General features: G+C 37.0%; 15 protein-coding genes. All 15 read left to right on the forward strand.

The window, feature by feature from the left end; all coding sequences use genetic code 11:
- Position 1 precedes the first annotated feature (1 nt).
- The 15 genes from CP363_RS05840 (at position 2) to CP363_RS05910 (ending at position 19263) form a co-directional block, all read left to right on the forward strand.
- A complete protein-coding gene (locus CP363_RS05840; RefSeq protein WP_098035990.1) occupies positions 2–4312 on the forward strand; it encodes a PolC-type DNA polymerase III in 4311 nt (1436 codons plus the stop codon).
- 110 nt (positions 4313–4422) lie between these two features.
- Complete coding sequence (gene rimP / locus CP363_RS05845) at positions 4423–4899, forward strand: ribosome maturation factor RimP (RefSeq protein WP_005722018.1); 477 nt, start codon at positions 4423–4425, stop codon at positions 4897–4899.
- A 19-nt stretch (positions 4900–4918) separates the two neighbouring features.
- Positions 4919–6112 carry a transcription termination factor NusA gene (gene nusA / locus CP363_RS05850; protein ID WP_089145795.1) on the forward strand — a complete coding sequence of 398 codons (1194 nt, stop codon included), beginning with the start codon at positions 4919–4921 and terminating at the stop codon, positions 6110–6112.
- Positions 6113–6121: 9 nt separating this feature from the next.
- Complete coding sequence (gene rnpM / locus CP363_RS05855) at positions 6122–6418, forward strand: RNase P modulator RnpM (RefSeq protein WP_005719270.1); 297 nt, start codon at positions 6122–6124, stop codon at positions 6416–6418.
- Between the two features lie 2 nt (positions 6419–6420).
- Positions 6421–6732: a ribosomal L7Ae/L30e/S12e/Gadd45 family protein gene (locus tag CP363_RS05860; RefSeq protein ID WP_005719268.1), complete on the forward strand. Its 312-nt coding sequence runs from the start codon at positions 6421–6423 to the stop codon at positions 6730–6732.
- Positions 6733–6736: 4 nt separating this feature from the next.
- The gene (gene infB, locus CP363_RS05865) at positions 6737–9340 is read left to right on the forward strand and encodes a translation initiation factor IF-2 (protein WP_098035991.1); all 2604 of its coding nucleotides are present in this window, start codon (positions 6737–6739) and stop codon (positions 9338–9340) included.
- 19 nt (positions 9341–9359) lie between these two features.
- Positions 9360–9725: a ribosome-binding factor A gene (locus CP363_RS05870; RefSeq protein ID WP_013086491.1), complete on the forward strand. Its 366-nt coding sequence runs from the start codon at positions 9360–9362 to the stop codon at positions 9723–9725.
- A gap of 55 nt (positions 9726–9780) precedes the next feature.
- Positions 9781–10674 (forward strand): tRNA pseudouridine(55) synthase TruB, encoded by an 894-nt coding sequence (gene truB / locus CP363_RS05875; protein ID WP_098035992.1) that lies wholly within the window; start codon positions 9781–9783, stop codon positions 10672–10674.
- A gap of 5 nt (positions 10675–10679) precedes the next feature.
- Positions 10680–11630 (forward strand): riboflavin biosynthesis protein RibF, encoded by a 951-nt coding sequence (ribF, locus tag CP363_RS05880; RefSeq protein WP_023488778.1) that lies wholly within the window; start codon positions 10680–10682, stop codon positions 11628–11630.
- Positions 11631–11767: 137 nt separating this feature from the next.
- A complete protein-coding gene (gene hrcA / locus CP363_RS05885) occupies positions 11768–12817 on the forward strand; it encodes a heat-inducible transcriptional repressor HrcA (protein ID WP_005719259.1) in 1050 nt (349 codons plus the stop codon).
- Positions 12818–12829: 12 nt separating this feature from the next.
- Positions 12830–13414 carry a nucleotide exchange factor GrpE gene (grpE, locus tag CP363_RS05890; RefSeq protein WP_057726509.1) on the forward strand — a complete coding sequence of 195 codons (585 nt, stop codon included), beginning with the start codon at positions 12830–12832 and terminating at the stop codon, positions 13412–13414.
- Between the two features lie 16 nt (positions 13415–13430).
- Entirely contained in the window at positions 13431–15284 is a 1854-nt protein-coding gene (gene dnaK, locus CP363_RS05895; RefSeq protein WP_013086488.1) for a molecular chaperone DnaK, read from the forward strand.
- 82 nt (positions 15285–15366) lie between these two features.
- Positions 15367–16518: a molecular chaperone DnaJ gene (gene dnaJ, locus CP363_RS05900; protein WP_005719254.1), complete on the forward strand. Its 1152-nt coding sequence runs from the start codon at positions 15367–15369 to the stop codon at positions 16516–16518.
- A gap of 217 nt (positions 16519–16735) precedes the next feature.
- Positions 16736–18574: a translation elongation factor 4 gene (gene lepA / locus CP363_RS05905; RefSeq protein WP_023488776.1), complete on the forward strand. Its 1839-nt coding sequence runs from the start codon at positions 16736–16738 to the stop codon at positions 18572–18574.
- A gap of 2 nt (positions 18575–18576) precedes the next feature.
- Positions 18577–19263: a class A sortase gene (locus CP363_RS05910; protein ID WP_068813264.1), complete on the forward strand. Its 687-nt coding sequence runs from the start codon at positions 18577–18579 to the stop codon at positions 19261–19263.
- Positions 19264–19358 lie beyond the last annotated feature (95 nt).

The following is a 19358-nucleotide window of genomic DNA, read 5'->3' on the forward strand; positions in this document are numbered from 1 at the left end:
TGTGGCAAATAAAAACGATCTTTTCTTAAAATTGCTCAAACAGGTTCAATTTCCTGATAGTTTTGAAGACAATGCGCTTCTACAAAAAGGGAAAATTGAAAACGTGGATGTTTACGCTAAAGAACACAGGTGGGATATCCACGTTTTTTTTGATACTCCCTTGATGTATGACACCTATGTAGCATTAAGAAAAGCTGTAGAAGAAACTTTTTCTTCTTTTGTAAATGTAAGATTTTATGTTGGAACAGCTGATGGTGCTGATCAATATTTACCAGATTATTGGCATTATGTAGTTCAAAATTCAAATATTTTGCAACCTGTGGCTCGTGAATTTTTGGCTGGCCAAAAACCTAAAAAAGTTGATGGCCGCTGGGTTATTCCAGTTGATAATAATGTGATTGATGGTTTAATTGAGCAGAAGGCTTTAGATGATTTAGCTGAAGAGATGCGTGATTATGGCTTCTTTAATTTGAAATTTATAACTCAGCTGGATCAGACAAGTTCTAAAAACAATTTAGAAAGTTTGCAGGAGTTGCAACAAGAGCATGAAAAAAGCATGCAGGAAGTCTTTGAGAAGACGCCAGACAAACCTAAACCGCAACAACCTAAACAGTATCCAACTAGACGTACTAATTATGGTAAACGTAAATTAGATGAAAATGCTCCAATTACACAAATTAAAGAGCTGGAAGATGGCGTACGTAATGTAGTAATTGAGGGAAATATTTTTAATGTTGAAACTCGTGAGCTTAAATCTGGCGCAATCATTTTTTCTGGCGAAATTACGGATTATAGTGATTCAATTGCATTTAAGAAATTTGTTTCTAATAAAGATGAAATTGAAGAGCTATCTGCAATTAAACCAGGAACTTGGGCTAAAATGCAGGGGTCAGTTGCTGATGATCAATATATACATGATGTAGTTTTTAATATTAGTAGCTTAGAGACTGTCGAGCATGTTGGGCGAACTGAAAAATACGAAGGTGAGCCTAAACGAGTTGAACTACATGTTCATACTAATATGAGTCAGGTTGACGCAACTAATACTCCGACGGACTTTATTAAAACTGCTAAGAAGTTTGGACAAAAGGCAATTGCGATTACCGATCATGGTGATGTTCAATCATTCCCTGAAGCATATAGCAGTGGTAAAGCACTGGACATGAAAATATTGTATGGTGTAGAAGCTAATATGATTGATGATCATGCTTTACTAGTTTTGAATCCTGCACCGATGACCTATGAAGACCGCGAGTTTGTAATTTTTGACGTTGAAACTACGGGGTTGTCATCTGTTTACGACACAATTATCGAGATTGGTGCGGTTAAGATGAAGAATGGAGAAGTGCTTGAACGCTTTGATAAGTTCATTAATCCGCACCATCCTTTAAGTGAGCAAACTATTAATTTGACTTCAATTACAGATGAAATGGTTGGCGCAGCCGATGATGAAGCAGTTGTCATTAAGCAATTCCAAGACTTTTATGGCGATCGACCACTGTGTGGACATAACGTTCAATTTGATGTTGGGTTTGTTAATGCAGCATTAAGACGTGCAGGGCTAAAAGAAATTACTCAGCCAGTAGTTGATACACTTGAAGTATCGCGTTTACTACATCCAGAGCAGAGTCGTCATACTTTAGATTCATTAGCTAAGAAGTATAATGTTTCTTTGGAACACCATCACCGGGCAAATCAGGATGCTGAAGCAACTGGCTATTTAATGTTTAAATTGTTAGATGCTTTTAATAAAAAGTATCATGAAAATAATTTGAATAATTTGAATGGCTATGCAGCACATGGTGAAGTTTATAAACGAGCCCGTCCTTCCCATATGACAGTTTTGGCAAAGGATCAAGCTGGATTAAAGAATCTTTACAAATTAGTATCAATTGCCAGCACGAAGGACTTTTTCCGTATTCCTCGTACGCCGAAGTCAGATTTGGCTCGTTTGCATGATGGTTTACTTTATGGTTCTGGTTGTTGGCAAGGCGATGTCTTTATCGCAATGATGCAAAAAGGTTACGACGAAGCAAGAGAAAAAGCTAAATTTTATGATTATCTTGAAGTTCAACCTCCAGCAACCTGTTCGCAATTAATTGCTGATGGTTTGATTAAGGATGAAGATCAATTACATGAAATTATTGAAAATATTATTAAATTAGGGAAGGAATTAAATAAGCCTGTAGTTGCAACTAGCGATGCCCACTACGTTGACCAAAAGGACGCTATTTATCGTAAAATCTTGATTGCGGCTCAGAGATCAAACCCTAGTCGAAATAAGCCGCAGCCAGATTTGCATTTCTATTCAACACAGGAAATGCTAGATGCATTTTCATTCTTAGGCGAAGATGTGGCTAAGGAAATTGTTATTGACAATACCAATAAAATTGCTGATGAATTGTCAGAAATTCAGCCAATTAAAGATGGGTTATACCCACCACATATTGAACATGCCGATGAAGAAATGAAGAAGTTGACCTATGATAAGGCTTATGAATTATATGGTAAGCCATTACCGAAGATTGTTAAGGATCGAATAGATTTGGAATTAAATTCCATTATTTCGAATGGTTATGCGGTTATTTACTTGATTTCTCAGCGTTTAGTAGCTAAGTCAAATAAAGATGGCTATTTGGTAGGTTCTCGTGGTTCTGTTGGCTCTAGTCTAGTAGCAACGATGTCAGGAATTACTGAAGTTAATCCGTTAGCTCCACACTATCGTTGTCCTAACTGTAAGTATTCACAATTCTTTGAAAATGGGGAATATGGTTCTGGTTTTGACTTGCCTGATAAAGATTGTCCAAAATGTGGAACTCCATTAGTTAAAGATGGACAAGATATCCCATTTGCGACTTTCTTAGGATTTCACGGCGATAAGGTTCCTGATATCGATTTGAACTTCTCAGGTGACTATCAACCAGTAGCCCATAATTTTATTCGAGTAATGTTTGGACCAGATAATTCGTATCGTGCTGGAACGATTGCGACTGTCGCGGATAAGACTGCTTACGGTTATGCTAAACACTACGATGAAGAGCATGATTTAAAGCTAAGAAATGCGGAATTAGACCGTTTGGCCGCTGGTGTCCGTGGTGTCAAAAGAACTACTGGTCAACACCCTGCAGGAATTGTTGTAGTGCCCGATGATATGGACATTTACGATTTTACGCCGGTATCGTATCCAGCCGATGATGTAAATGCCGCTTGGTTGATTACTCACTATGACTTCCACTCTATTCATGATAATATTTTGAAGTTTGATATTCTGGGACATGATGATCCAACTATGATTCGTCACTTGCAGGATTTGTCTGGGATTGATCCATTGACTATTCCACCCGATGACCCTGGAGTCATGTCATTATTTTCTAGTCCTGATATTTTAGGTGTTACTCCAGAGCAGATTCAATCAGAAACTGGAACTTTGGGTGTTCCAGAATTTGGTACCCGTTTTGTTAGAGGAATGCTTGAGGAGACTAAGCCAACGACATTTTCTGAATTATTACAGATTTCAGGTTTGTCCCATGGGACTGATGTATGGCTAGGAAATGCTGAGGACTTAATCAATCAAGGAATTTGCAAACTGAAAAATGTAATTGGTTGTCGTGACAACATCATGATGGACTTAATTCACTGGGGCGTTAAGCCAGAAGTTGCCTTTTCAACAATGGAATCCGTTCGTCATGGTCGTGGTATCAGCGATGAAAATATGGCTATTTTAAAGAAAAATAAGAATATTCCAGATTGGTATATTCCTTCTTGTCTGAAGATCAAGTACATGTTCCCTAAGGCTCACGCTACGGCTTACATTTTAATGGCTCTACGAATTGCTTGGTTTAAAGTATATTATCCTGAAATCTATTACACAGCTTACTTTTCAGTTCGTGCCGATCTATTTGATTTGGTTGCAATGAGTCATGGTAAGAATACTGTTAAGGCTGCAATGAAGGAAATTCAGGATAAAGGGAACGATGCATCAGCTAAGGATAAGAGTTTGATGACCGTGCTAGAAATAGCTAATGAATGTCTAGAACGAGGGATTAAGATCAAAATGGTTGATATTGATCAATCTGAAGCAACTGACTTTAAGATCTTAGATAAGCATACAATTTTAGCACCGTTCAATGCTGTTCCTGGTTTGGGGGATAATGCAGCTAAGCAGATTGTAGCTGCTCGTGCAGAAAAGAAGTTTTTGTCTAAAGAAGATTTAGCTAAGCGCGGTAAAGTATCACAAACAATTATGAATTATTTCGAAGAAAATGGTGTCTTGGAAGGGATGCCAGATGAAAATCAATTATCACTTTTCTGATAGTTAAATTTTACAAGATCAGGTAAAACATGGTATACTACGTATGAAGTTCGAATAGGTAAATTCGAGTGAGCAGTGATGCTCACTCTTTTTATTACGGAGGAAAATTTTTGTCTAAAGTTATAGATTCTGTTCGTCCAGTTGTCGAAACGATTATTGATGAACATGGTGACATGTTGGTTGATATGGAATACGTTAAAGAAAAAGGGCAAAATTATTTACGCATTTATGTTGATCGCCAACCAAACGGTATTGACATTGATGAGATTGCAGCTTTAAGTGAACTTGTTTCCGAAAAGCTGGATGCTCTTGATCCCGATCCGCTTCCAGATCCCTATGTTTTGGAATTATCATCTCCAGGGGCAGAACGACCAATCAAAACAAAAGCTGATTGGGAAAAAGCTCTGAATGATTACATTCATGTCGGTCTTTATCAAAAGATTGAGAATAAAAAAATGTATGAAGGTACACTCAAGTCTTATAATGATGACGAAGTTGTATTAGAAATAAAAGATAAGACAAGACGAAAAACATTAACTGTTCCCCGTAAGTTAATTGCAAATATTCGTTTTGCAATTGAATTTTAGAAAGGTTGATCAAAAACTTATGTCTAAAGAAATGCTAGAAGCGTTTGCTACTTTGGAAAATACCAAGGGCATTAAGCAAGATGTTATTGTTGATGCAATTAAAGCCGCTTTGGTAGCTGCATACAAAAAGAATTATAATCAAGCACAAAACGTTGAAGTTGATTTTGATGAAAGAAAAGGTAACTTCAAGGTAATGGCAGTTAAAACTGTTGTTGACGAAGTGCAAGATGACCGTCTTGAAGTTAGTTTAAAGGATGCTTTAACAATTAATCGTGCTTATGAGGTAGGCGACGAAATTCGTTTTGAAGTAACACCTAAAAATTTTGGTAGAATTGCCGCCCAAACTGCTAAGCAAGTTATCATGCAACGTCTACGTGAAGCCGAAAGAAAACATATTATTGATGAATATTCACAATATGAAGATGAATTGGTTACTGGTACCGTGGAAAGACGCGACAATCGTTTCGTTTATGTAAAGATTGGTAATGTTGAAGCTGTTATGCCTCACCGTGATCAAATGCCAAATGAGGTTTACAATCCCCAAGATCAGATTCGTGTACTAGTAACTCATGTTGGCTCCGATAGCAAGGGTGCACAAATTACAGTCTCAAGAACTGCTCCTGACATGGTTAAACGATTGTTTGAACAAGAAGTTCCAGAAATTTATGATGGAACCGTTGAAATTGTTTCAATCGCACGTGAAGCAGGTGACAGAACTAAGATGGCTGTTAAGTCAAATGATCCTAACATCGATCCGGTAGGTACCTGTGTAGGCCAAAAGGGTGCTCGTGTACAAAATGTAGTTAACGAACTTGGCGGTGAAAATATTGATATCGTTAAGTATGAAGAAGATCCATCTGACTTTATTGCTAATGCATTAAATCCAGCAGAAGTGATTGCGGTTCAATTTGGTGATGATGAAGAAGAAAAAAGTGCTTTAGTTATCGTACCAGATTACCAGTTATCACTTGCAATTGGTAAGAAAGGTCAGAACGTTCGCTTAGCTGCTCGTTTGACAGGCTATAAGATTGATATTCGTCCTGAATCTGAAGTAGAATTTGTAGATGAAAAAACAAATGATACAGCTGATGCTGCAGATAGTAGCGAAACTTCTGAAAATGTTGAAAGTACAGATGACGCTGCTGACGTTGAAAGCTCAGATGATACAACTACTGTAGAAGATTCAAGTAAAGAAGATAAAACTGAAGAATAGGTGATTTTTTTGAAAAAAAGAAAAATCCCAATGCGGAAGGATTTATTAACCGATACAATGCAGCCCAAGAAGGAATTAGTACGTATTGTTATCGATAAAGAAAAAAATGTGTCAGTTGATCCAACAGGTAAAAAGGCTGGTCGCGGCGCATATGTTTCCCTTGATCCAAGTAAGATTGAAGCTGCTAAAGAGAAGAATGTATTAGAACGTAGTTTAGGTGCGAAAGTTCCAGATACTTTTTACGATGAGCTTTACTCTTATGTTGATCATCAAAAGGCAAGAAAAGAATTATTTGGTGATAAATAAGATTGCAAAATAGACAAAAAGCAATTAATTTGTTAGGTTTAGCTGAGCGTGCTGGTAAGTTAACTACCGGTACAGAGACAGTCATTAATGAACTTAATAAGCATAAAATCAAAGCGGTTATTATGGCTAGTGATGTTCAAGACAACACGGCAGAAAAAGTAAACCGCGCTGCCAGAAAAGACAATATTCCTATGATAACTATGTTTACTGCCATTGAATTGTCAAAGGCAATTGGCAAAAAACGCAAAGTTTTAGGATTAACTGATGCTGGTTTTGCTAAGGCGTTAGTTAAAAAAATAAATGAAGGAGTGTGATTGGATGGCAAAGAAAAGAATTTATGAAATCGCAAAAGAAGTCGGCGTTGATAACAAAGTTGTAGTCCAAAAAGCAAAGGATTTAGGCTTAGATGTAAAGAATCACATGTCATCAGTAGATGATTCACAGGTTGCAAAGTTAAAGAATAGTTTCCAAAACTCCGCTCCTGCTGCAAAATCTTCTAATAAAAAGAATAAAATAAAAATATCTGTTTCTTCTATTCGCAAAAATGAAAAGAAGCAAGAAGATAATAATAGTTCTAAGAATTCTAAGAAACGCAATAATAAACGTCGTTCAAATAATCACGGTCATGAGAATAAAAATGATCGTAGAAATAATACAGGTAAGCCAAAGGCAGCTGCTTTGTTACAACAATTTAAACAAAAGCAACGGGCAGAAGAAGGGCAACTTAATCGTGAAGCCCAAAAAGCCAGAAAAGAATATCATGAGCAATTAAGACATCCAAAACAAGAACAGCCAGTGAAAGATAATAAGAAAACAACCAACCACAAAGATAACAAGAAGAAAGCAGAACCAGTAGAAAAGAAAGTTATTGGTCCTAAGATTTTAAAGCCTTCTCCAGCTCGTTTGAAGAAGCAACAGCCTGAAGCGACTAAAGAACGAGTTCAAGTTACTATTCCTGAGGCTCCTAAGGAAGAAAAACGCGGCAATAATCGTGGTCGCAACATGGGAAAGCCAGGACGCAAGGGTAAAAATCAATTTGGCAATGGTCGTAGTGACCATTCAGATCGTTCAGAGAGAAAGCGGCGTAAGAATAAAAAACGTCAACAAGAGCAAAAACCAAAGAAAACACTTACTAAGCGTAAGGAACGTCCATTACCAGAAACATTAGTTTACGAAGAAGGTATGAACGCTCAAGATATTGGTAAGTTAATTCACCGTGAACCAGCTGAAATTGTTAAGAAACTCTTCATGCTTGGCGTGATGACTAACCAAAACCAATCTTTGGATAAAGATACAATTGAACTTTTAGCTGCTGAATATGGTATCAATGCTGAGCAAAAAGTTCATGAAGACATCTCTGATATTGATAATATCTATGACAAGAGAATGGAAGAGTCAAAGGAATCTAAAAACCAGGTTAAACGCCCACCAGTTGTTACAATCATGGGACACGTTGACCATGGTAAGACCACTTTACTTGATCGTCTTCGTCATACTCATGTTTCAGCTCATGAAGCTGGTGGTATTACTCAAAAGATTGGTGCTTACCAAGTTAGATTAGATGATCGCTTAATTACATTCTTGGATACACCAGGACACGCAGCATTTTCTAACATGCGTGCACGTGGTGCTGAAATTACTGATATTGTTGTACTGGTTGTTGCTGCAGATGATGGTGTAATGCCACAAACTGTAGAAGCAATTGACCATGCAAAGAGTGCTAATGTTCCAATAATTGTAGCAATTAACAAGATGGATAAGCCAGGTGCAAATCCACAACACGTAACTGAGGAATTAATGAAATACAATTTGATTCCTGAAGATTACGGTGGTGATACTATCTTCGTTAATATTTCAGCTAAGACAGGTCAAAATGTTGATGACTTATTACAAATGATCTTGTTGCAATCTGATGTGATGGAACTTAAGGCTAATCCAACTGAAATGGCAATTGGTACTGTGATTGAAGCTCGTTTGTCACGTGGTCGTGGACCTGTAGCAGACGTTTTAATCCAACAAGGTACACTTAATGTTGGTGACCCGATTGTTGTTGGTAACACTTTTGGTCGTGTTCGTACTATGACTAATGATCGTGGACGTCAAGTTAAGAAGGCTACACCATCAGAACCTGTTGAAATTACTGGTTTGAACGATGTGCCTGAATCTGCTGATAAGTTAGTTGAATTTAAGGATGAAAAGACCGCTAGAAGTGTTGGTGAAGCTAGAGCACAACAAGCTTTACAAAAGTCTCGTGAAAATGTTCAACACGTAACTCTTGATAACCTCTTCGATACTATGAAGAAGGAAAACATGAAGGAAGTTGACATTGTCTTGAAGGCTGATGTTCAAGGTTCTGTAGAAGCTTTACAACAATCGCTTGAAAAGATTGAAGTTGAAGGCGTACGTGTAAATATCATTCACTCAGGTGTAGGTGCCATTAATGAATCAGATGTAACTTTGGCTGGTGCATCAAATGCATTTATTATTGGGTTCAACGTTCGTCCAACTGCTACTGCTAAGAGCCAAGCTGAAACCGATGGCGTAGATATTCGTCTTTACAGCATTATTTACAAGGCTATTGATGATGTTACTGCTGCCATGAAGGGTATGCTTGAACCAACTTATGAAGAAAAGGTTATCGGTAATCTTACTGTTCGTGAAACTTGGAAGGTTTCTAAGGTTGGTACAATTGCTGGTTCCTTCGTTGATAAGGGCTTGGTTAAGAATGATTCTAAGATTAGAGTTATTCGTGATGGTATCGTTAAATATGATGGTGAAATTGCTTCACTTAAGAGATTTAAAGATGATGTTAAGGAAGTTAAGCAAGGTAACGATTGTGGTTTAACGATTAAGGACTACAACGACATTAAAGTTGGCGACGAATTCGAAGTTTACGAAATGCAACAAGTTGAGCCTAAGTAATTACTATTAGGAGGAAAACATGAAGCATAGAATTGGTCGTGTTGAAGGTGAAATTCTACGCGAATTAACCAAGATTTTACAAAAGAATATTCGTGATCCGCGCTTAAGTGGTGTAACTATTACCGCAGTTGAATGTACGAATGATCTTTCATATGCAACTGTTTATTACAGCCTGCTAACTGAAGATGAGCATAAGGAAGAAGAGGTTCAGGCAGGTTTTGAAAAGGCAAAAGGCATGATGCGTCATTTGCTTGGTCAAACATTAACTGTTTATAAGGTTCCTGAATTAATTTTTAAACGTGATAATTCAGTTTTGTATGGTAGTAAGATTGACCGTTTGATTGCAGAAGTTAAGAAACAAGATGCTAAGCGGGAAAACAAATAAAAAAGAGGGCGCCGTGATGGTGCCCTTTTTTTGTTGAAAGGAATAGGGAATAATTATGTTAAACGGAATTTTAGTTATTGATAAAGATAAAGGGATGACTAGTGCAGATGTAGTTTATCATTTGCGCCGCGTATTAAATATTAGAAAAATAGGACATGCTGGTACGCTTGATCCTGAGGTGACAGGCGTTTTACCAATTGCTATTGGTCAGGCTACTAAATTAATTGAAATGATGCATACTAGGCCAAAAGAATATATTGGCACGGGACTATTTGGTTATAGCACAGATAGTTATGATGCAACTGGAACTGTTTTAAAAGAAAAAAAGTTGATTCAGCCTTTTTCTGGTGCAGAAATTCAAGAAAATATGAATAAATTTGTAGGAGAAATTGTTCAAGTGCCTCCAATTTATTCTGCTGTTAAAGTGAATGGTAAACATCTTTATGAATATGCGCGTGAAGGAATTGAAGTTGAACGGCCTCAGAGAAGGGTTGAAGTCAAACAATATGATCTAACTAAAGAACCAGTTTTTGATATAAATACTGGACAAGAAAGCTTTGATTTTAAGATTAAATGCAGCAAAGGCACTTATGTTAGATCGTTAGTTAATGATCTAGGTGAAAAATTAGATTGCCCCGCAACGATGACTTATTTGAGAAGAACAGCTAGTTCTGGCTTTAATATTACACAAGCAGTAAAATTAAAGGAGATTGAAGAGAATCCGAAAAAGGCCACTGAACTTATACAGCCGATTGATGCATTTTTTAAGGAATACACTCAGGTTGATTTAACTGAAGAAAAGTGGCTTAAAGTTAAAAATGGAGCAGGTATTTCGCTTGAAACTAATGCGAAAAAAGTTGCACTACGATACAATAAAAAGGTGAAAGCAATTTATGAAAAAAAAGGAAAGCTTTATCGCCCAAGCTTAATGCTGTTGCAAAATGAATAAATGAAATGAAGGAATTAGCTGTGAAAATCGTTCATTTAACATATCCTGTTAAGGAAAATATTTTATCTACTAGAATTGTGCTTGCCCTTGGCTTTTTTGATGGGGTTCATTTGGGACATCAGCGCTTAATTAATCAGGCTAAAGAAATTGCATTACAGAAGAAATTGTCATTAGTTGTGTTGACCTTTGATCGACATCCTAAGGAAGTTTATGAGTCGAAACGAGATTTTAAATACTTAGAAACTTTGGAAGAAAAAGCTAACAAAATGGCGGAATTAGGAGTAGATTATTTGGCTGTTTTACCATTTACTAAAAATTTCAGTCAAATTTCTGCACAAGAATTTGTCGATAATGTAATTGTCAGATTAAATGCTGATACCGTTGTTGCTGGCTTTGATTACACTTATGGTCCTAAGAATATTGCAAATATGGCTAATTTACCCCAATTTTCCAAAGGGCGTTTTAATATTGTAGTGATGCCAAAGCAAACTTTTAACGGTAGAAAAATTGGCTCAACTGAAATTCGTCAAGCAATTAAGGATGGTCAGATGGAATTAGCCACTGAATTAATGGGGCACCATTATGTAATGAGTGGTATCATTGGGCATGGTAAACGAAATGGTCATAAGCTAGGCTATCCAACAGCTAATTTGATTTGGGCAGACCATAAGGTGATTCCTAAAATTGGAGTTTATGCTACCAAGACTAAAGTAAATGGTAAGTGGTATAACTCCATGACTAGCGTTGGCTATAATGTAACCATTAATCAGGACAAGAAGATATATATTGAATCTAATATTTTTGATTTTAATGAAGATATCTATGGTAAGCCAATGAAGATCAAATGGTATAAATATACCAGAGGTGAGAAAAAATTTGCCGGATTACCTGAACTGAAAGAGCAACTTGAACGAGATGAGCAAGAAATTAGGGCTTATTTTAAGCAAAAGGGTTAAGAAGCTACGTACTTTGAAAAAAGTGCGTATTTTTTTGAATAAAATTAGCAATCTACTTGATTTAGTGCTAATTTCTGGTATCATATTAACTGTTAGCACCTGAGAGATGTGAGTGCTAAAAGTGAGGGCGATATAATATGTTGACCGAGCGTCAAGAGCTTATTTTAAAAACAATAATTACAGACTTTACACAAAGTCATGAGCCAGTAGGTTCAAAGACCGTAATGAAGCAGTTGCCAATTAAAGTTTCAAGTGCAACGATTAGAAATGAAATGGCCGTGTTGGAAGAGCAGGGGTTAATTGAAAAAACTCACTCTTCAAGTGGTCGAATTCCTTCAAGCGAGGGCTATCGTTATTATCTTGATAATTTAGTTGAGCCGTTGCAATTACCAGAGTCTGTTTATAATACAATAGGAAGTCAATTAGATCGACCTTTTCATCAAGTAAATGAAATTGTACAAGAAGCTGCACGAATTCTGTCAGATTTAACTAACTATACCGCATTTGCGGAAGGACCTGAGAGTCATGATGTTAGAGTCACAGGATTTAGAATTGTACCGCTGTCTCAACGACAGATTATGGCAATTTTGGTTACAAGTGATGGTAACATTCAAAATCAGGTATATGCTTTGCCACATAATATTCACGGCGAAGAAATTGAAAAGGCTGTCCGCATGATTAATGATCAGTTAGTCGGAAAGAGCCTAAATGAAATCAACGTTTCGTTGCTAAGTGAATTAGCTAAAAACGAATTAGGCGGCGAACATGTGACTGAATTGCTTAGTTTAGTTGAAGATGTCGTAAAAGATGCAGCTAGTGAGCAGATGTATGTGGATGGACAGATTAATTTGCTCAATAATACTTCTGAACATGATGTAAATGACATTCGTTCTTTGTACGAGTTGATTGATCATAATAATCTGTTCACTAATTTAATGGATGCAAAGGTGGATCCAAAGTCTGGAAATTATCCAGTAAAGGTAAAGTTGGGATCTGAATTACCCAATGATTTATTAAAAAATTATAGTTTGCTGACAGCTGAGTACAGCGTTGGCTCCCATGGTAAAGGAACTATTGCTTTACTTGGACCAACGAATATGCCATATTCACAAATGATTGGGTTGCTTGAATATTTTAGAAATGAACTAGCTAAAAAGTTGCTTGATTATTACGGCAAGTTTCAATAAAGGAGGTTAGCCGTGAGTAAAGAAGAATTTCCAAGTGAAAAAAATCTAGAGCAAAAAGAAAAGACTTCTGAGCCTAAGGCTAAAAAAGAAGCCGATAAAGGTGAAGAAAAGAAGCAAGAAAAAAATAAACAAGATCAAAAATTAGCTAAAGAATTAGCTGATTTAAAAGATAAGAACAAGGATCTTGAAGATAAGTATTTGCGTAGTGAAGCAGAAATTCAAAATATGCAAAATCGCTACACTAAAGAACGTGCTCAATTAATTAAGTACGAATCTCAAAGCTTAGCGAAGGACATTTTGCCAGCAATGGACAATTTGGAAAGAGCCCTAAGCGTTGAGGCCGATGATGATGTGTCTAAGCAGTTAAAGAAGGGCGTGAAAATGACCCTGGATGCACTTGTGAAGGCAATGAAAGATCACGGTGTAGTTGAGATTGAGGCTGATGGCGTTAAATTTGATCCGACATTACATCAAGCTGTTCAAACAGTAGCAGCTGAGAATGATGATCAAAAAGATCACGTTGTTCAGGTTTTACAAAAAGGATATCAATATAAGGATAGAACACTAAGACCAGCAATGGTTGTAGTTGCTCAATAAGAGAGGAAGCTAATATATGTCAAAAGTTATTGGGATTGACCTTGGGACTACTAACTCAGCAGTTGCAGTTCTTGAAGGTAAAGAACCAAAGATTATCACTAATCCAGAAGGTAACCGGACTACTCCTTCAGTAGTTGCATTTAAAGATGGTGAAATTCAAGTCGGTGAGGTAGCAAAGCGTCAAGCTATTACCAACCCTAATACCATTGTTTCAATTAAGCGTCACATGGGTGAAGCTGATTATAAGGTTAAAGTTGGTGATAAGGAATATACACCACAAGAAATTTCAGCATTTATTTTACAATATATTAAGAAATTCTCAGAAGATTACTTGGGTGAAGAAGTTAAGGATGCTGTTATTACTGTTCCTGCTTACTTCAATGATGCTCAACGCCAAGCTACTAAGGACGCTGGTAAGATTGCTGGTTTGAATGTGCAAAGAATTATTAACGAACCAACTGCTTCAGCATTAGCCTTCGGTTTAAATAAAGACCAAGATGAAAAAGTCTTAGTATACGACCTTGGTGGTGGTACTTTTGATGTTTCTGTATTGCAATTAGGTGATGGTGTCTTTCAAGTATTGTCAACTAATGGTGATACTCATCTTGGTGGTGATGACTTTGATCACCGTATCATGGATTGGTTAATTAAGAACTTTAAGGATGAAAATGGTGTTGATTTGTCGAAGGACAAGATGGCAATGCAACGCTTAAAGGATGCTGCAGAAAAAGCAAAGAAGGACTTGTCAGGTGTATCAAGTACTCACATCTCACTTCCATTCATTTCTGCTGGCGAAGCTGGTCCATTACACCTTGAAGCAGATTTGACTCGTGCTAAGTTTGATGAATTAACTGCTGACTTGGTAGAAAAGACTAAGGTACCATTTGACAATGCATTGAAGGATGCAGGTCTTACTGTTAATGACATTGACAAGGTTATTTTAAATGGTGGTTCTACTCGTATTCCAGCTGTTCAAAAGGCAGTTAAGGAATGGGCTGGTAAGGAACCTGACCATTCAATTAACCCTGATGAAGCTGTAGCTATGGGTGCAGCAATTCAAGGTGGTGTTATCTCAGGTGATGTTAAGGATATTGTTTTACTTGATGTTACCCCATTGTCACTTGGTATTGAGACCATGGGTGGTGTCTTCACTAAGTTAATCGACAGAAACACTACTATTCCAACTTCAAAGAGTCAAATCTTCTCAACTGCAGCAGATAATCAACCAGCTGTAGATGTTCACGTATTGCAAGGTGAACGTCCAATGGCTGCAGACGACAAGACTCTTGGCCGCTTTGAGTTAACTGATATTCCACCAGCACCACGTGGTGTTCCTCAAATTCAAGTTACCTTCGATATCGATAAGAACGGTATTGTAAATGTATCTGCTAAGGATATGGGTACTGGCAAGGAACAAAAGATTACTATTAAGAGTTCATCCGGTTTATCAGATGAAGAAATTAAACGTATGCAAAAGGATGCTGAAGAACACGCTGATGAAGATAAGAAGCGTAAGGAAGAAGCAGACCTTAGAAACGAAGTAGATCAATTAATCTTTACTACAGATAAGACTTTGAAAGATACTAAGGATAAGCTCTCTGATAGCGATCGTAAGCCAGTTGAAGATGCTCTTGAAGCTTTGAAGAAAGCCCAAAAGGACAACAACTTGGATGAAATGAAAGAAAAGAAAGATGCTTTATCCAAGGCTGCTCAAGACTTAGCTGTTAAGTTGTATCAACAAAATGGTGGTGCTGCTGGTCAAGCTGGTCCACAAGCAGGTCCTCAAGGCCCACAAGGTGGTAATTCAAATAATGGCAACAACGGTGATGCCCAAGATGGTGAATTCCACAAAGTAGATCCAAATAAGTAATGGGTTTATAATTAAACAAAAGGAGAAAAGAACTACCCATTGAGTAGTTCTTTTCTTTTGAGAATACAAGGAGTTCAAATAGATGGCACAAGAAGATTACTATAAAGTACTTGGCGTAGATCGTGACGCCAGTGATCAGGAAATAAGTAGGGCATATCGTAAATTAGCCAAAAAATATCACCCAGATTTAAACCATGAACCTGGAGCTGAAGAAAAGTATAAGCAGGTTAACGAAGCCTATGAGGTTTTGCACGATAAGCAAAAACGTGCGCAATATGATCAATTTGGTTCTGCTGGTGTAAATGGTCAAGGTGGCTTTGGTGGTGGAGCTGGTCAAGGCTTTGGCGGTGCCGGATTTGATACTTCTGGCTTTGGTGATTTTGGCGATATCTTTGGCGATATTTTTGGTCAAGGCCGTCAACAGAGGGTTGATCCAACTGCACCACAACGTGGCCAAGATTTGGATTATCAATTGACAATTGATTTTATGGATGCCATTAAGGGCAAAAAGACCCAGGTCAGCTATACTCGAAGCGAAACTTGTGAGACTTGTGGCGGTAATGGTTGTGAAAAAGGTACACATCCAATTACCTGTGATAAATGTCATGGAACTGGTTATATGACAATTACTCAACAATCAATGTTGGGCATGATCCGTCGTCAAACCACTTGTGACAAATGTCATGGTCGTGGTGTGATTATTGAGCATCCATGTAAAACCTGTGGCGGTAAAGGAACAGTTGACCGTAAGAATACTATTGAAGTGGATATTCCAGCGGGAATCGACAATGGTCAACAACTTAGATATCAAGGCCAAGGCGAAGCAGGTATAAATGGCGGACCATATGGTGATTTATATATTAACTATCGAATTAAACCATCTAAAGATTTTGAGCGTCGTGGCCAGACTATCTATACAGAAGTACCAATCTCATTTGCCCAGGCTACTTTAGGAGATGAAATTAACGTTAAGACTGTGCATGGTGATGTAAAGCTAACTATTCCAGCTGGTACGCAACCTAATAAGAAGTTTACTTTGCGTGGACAGGGTGTGCCATATCTTCGTGGTAATGGCAATGGTGATCAAATTACTACAGTTAATATTGTTATTCCAAAGCACATTAATGATAAGCAAAAGAAAGATTTGACCAACTTTGTTCATGATGGTGGTGGCAATATTACACCACAAGAAAAAGGATTTTTTGAACGCTTAAAAGATAAGTTTAATATGTAAATGCTAAAAAAGGTTTCTGCTAATTGCAACAGAAACCTTTTTTAAGATCAATTAATTTTTTGGTGATTTTTAGAGTTTTTCTTGGAAAATATTCAATGCTGAATTTTCAATTATTATTCTAAAAACTCTGCATTTTATTGAAAATTTACTATGCTACAATTTCATCATTTATTCTAGCTTTGCTATAATTAATACATAGTAAAGGGTGAACGATTTTATGGATTTAAAAAAATTAAAAGACTATCAAAAACACATTCGAAATTTTGCTATTGTGGCGCATATTGACCATGGTAAATCGACTATTGCTGACAGAATCTTAGAGTTAACTGATACAGTTAGTCAACGTCAGCTTAAAAATCAGATGTTAGATGATATGCCACTTGAACGTCAACGTGGTATTACCATTAAAATGAACTCAGTTGAAGTGAAATATCATGCTGAAGACGGTGAAGACTACATTTTCCACTTAATCGATACACCAGGACACGTTGACTTTTCATATGAGGTATCACGTTCTCTAGCTGCCTGTGAAGGTGCTTTAATGGTGGTTGATGCTTCTCAAGGTGTACAGGCTCAAACTTTGGCTAATACTTATTTGGCAATTGATGACGATTTGGCAATCTTGCCAGTAATTAACAAGATTGACTTACCATCTGCCGATGTTCCTAAGACTAAGGAAGAAATTGAAGAAATGTTAGGTTTGGATGCTTCAGAAGCTGCCGAAGTTTCAGGTAAAACCGGTCAAGGTATTAAGGACATGCTGGAAAAGGTAGTTAAAGATATTCCAGCTCCGTCTGGTGATATTGCTGCTCCATTAAAAGCATTGATTTTCGACTCTAAATATGATGATTATCGCGGAGTGGTAATGTCTGTCAAAATTGAAGATGGATCTGTTAAACCAGGCGATCGAATTCAAATTATGAATACTGGCAAGGAATATGAAGTCACAGAGGTTGGTGTTTCTAGTCCTCATCCAATTAAGAAGGATATTTTAATCGCAGGGGATGTAGGATATATTACTGCTAACATTAAGTCCGTTCGAGAAACACGTGTTGGTGACACAATTACTCAAGCTGATAATCCAACGGCTGAACCACTTCCAGGCTATCGTCAAATTCCACCGATGGTTTATTCTGGGATGTACCCAGTTGACAACCGTGATTATGAAGATTTGAAGGAAGCTTTACAAAAACTACAGCTGAATGATGCAGCTTTAGAATTTGAGCCTGAAACTTCAACAGCTTTAGGCTTTGGGTTTCGTTGTGGCTTCTTAGGCTTACTTCATATGGATGTTGTACAGGAAAGATTAGAGCAAGAATTTGACCTTGATCTAATCATGACAGCACCATCTGTTGATTATCATGCAATTATGAATGATGGAACAACCAAGGTGATTGATAATCCATCTGATTTGCCAGATGCTGGTGAATATAAGGAAGTTCAAGAACCTTATGTAAAAGCGGAAATTATGGTGCCAAATGATTTTGTTGGTCCAGTAATGGAGCTTTGTCAACGTAAGCGTGGTGAATTCGTTACCATGGATTACTTGGATAAGTACCGAGTTAATGTAATTTACAACATGCCATTAGCTGAAATTATTTTTGATTTCTTTGATGATTTGAAATCTTCGACTAAAGGTTATGCTTCACTTGATTATGAAATTACGGGTTATCGTGCTACTGATTTGGTTAAGATCGACATTTTGCTTAACAAGGAGCCAATTGATGCATTGAGTTTTATTGCTCACAGATCAGAAGCTCAAGATCGTGCCCGTCAAATGACTTCAATGCTAAAAAAACTAATTCCACGGCAAAACTTTGAAGTTGATATTCAGGGCGCAATTGGAGCTAAAATTATTTCTCGAGCTACAATTAAGCCATACCGAAAAGATGTTACCTGGAAAATTCATACTGGTGATCCAGATCGTCGGGCTAAGCTGCTTGAAAAACAGAAACGTGGTAAGAAGCGAATGAAAGCAGTTGGTAGAGTTGAAGTACCTCAAGATGCTTTCATGGCAGTCTTGAAGATGAACGATGATGATATCAAAGGTAAATAAAAATGGCTAAAAATAAAAAAAATAGTGTAAGTACAATTTTACTTAGAGTTGCTGCTATTATTTTATTGCTTGTTGGTATTGCTTTGATATTTAACAAACAGATCAGTGATCAATTAATTCATCATAATCAACAATCTACTTTAAGTGGAATAAATAGAACGACGATTGAAGAAAACAAAAAGAAAAAAGGAATGTATGATTTTAGTAAAGTTAAGTCTTTAGGCATTGCACAAGCAGCAAGATCACAAGTGAAAAAGACTTCTGGTGCGATTGGTGCGTTAGCTATTCCCGATGTTAATATGTATTTACCGATTATGTTGGGGATGAGTGATGATGCAATGTCGACTGGTGGCGGCACGATGCGAGCCGACCAAGTAATGGGTAAGGGAAATTATCCTCTTGCAGGTCACTACATGACAGCAAAAGGCATTCTTTTCTCACCACTTGAAGATGTTAAAAAAGGTGAGTTAGTTTATTTAACTAATCTTAACAAAGTATATGTCTATCGAATTTATATGAAAAAGATTGTTGATCCAACTGCGGTTTGGCTAGTCGATAATACTAAGAAGAATATTGTAACTTTGATTACTTGTGCTGATGGCGGTAAGAATCGTTGGGCAATTCGGGGTAATCTGATTAAAACCGAAAAGGCTAACAACAATAATCTTAAGGTTTTTAAATTAAAATAAAAATTTACAATCTTTAATCAGATTTAGATTTGCGATAAAATTATAAATAGATTTTGTAATAAAGACACTCAACAATGAGTGCCTTTTCGTTTTGA

It is taken from the genome of Lactobacillus sp. UMNPBX12, from assembly GCF_002553955.1.
Taxonomy (GTDB): domain Bacteria; phylum Bacillota; class Bacilli; order Lactobacillales; family Lactobacillaceae; genus Lactobacillus; species Lactobacillus crispatus.

Excerpts from the sequence above, each read along its gene's own strand:
- hrcA (WP_005719259.1), top strand. The coding sequence starts at position 11,768 with ATGTTGACCGAGCGTCAAGAGCTTATTTTAAAAACAATAATTACAGAC.
- infB (WP_098035991.1), top strand. The coding sequence starts at position 6,737 with ATGGCAAAGAAAAGAATTTATGAAATCGCAAAAGAAGTCGGCGTTGAT.
- truB (WP_098035992.1), top strand. The coding sequence starts at position 9,781 with ATGTTAAACGGAATTTTAGTTATTGATAAAGATAAAGGGATGACTAGT.
- dnaK (WP_013086488.1), top strand. The coding sequence starts at position 13,431 with ATGTCAAAAGTTATTGGGATTGACCTTGGGACTACTAACTCAGCAGTT.
- nusA (WP_089145795.1), top strand. The coding sequence starts at position 4,919 with ATGTCTAAAGAAATGCTAGAAGCGTTTGCTACTTTGGAAAATACCAAG.
- ribF (WP_023488778.1), top strand. The coding sequence starts at position 10,680 with ATGAAGGAATTAGCTGTGAAAATCGTTCATTTAACATATCCTGTTAAG.
- CP363_RS05870 (WP_013086491.1), top strand. The coding sequence starts at position 9,360 with ATGAAGCATAGAATTGGTCGTGTTGAAGGTGAAATTCTACGCGAATTA.
- dnaJ (WP_005719254.1), top strand. The coding sequence starts at position 15,367 with ATGGCACAAGAAGATTACTATAAAGTACTTGGCGTAGATCGTGACGCC.
- CP363_RS05910 (WP_068813264.1), top strand. The coding sequence starts at position 18,577 with ATGGCTAAAAATAAAAAAAATAGTGTAAGTACAATTTTACTTAGAGTT.
- lepA (WP_023488776.1), top strand. The coding sequence starts at position 16,736 with ATGGATTTAAAAAAATTAAAAGACTATCAAAAACACATTCGAAATTTT.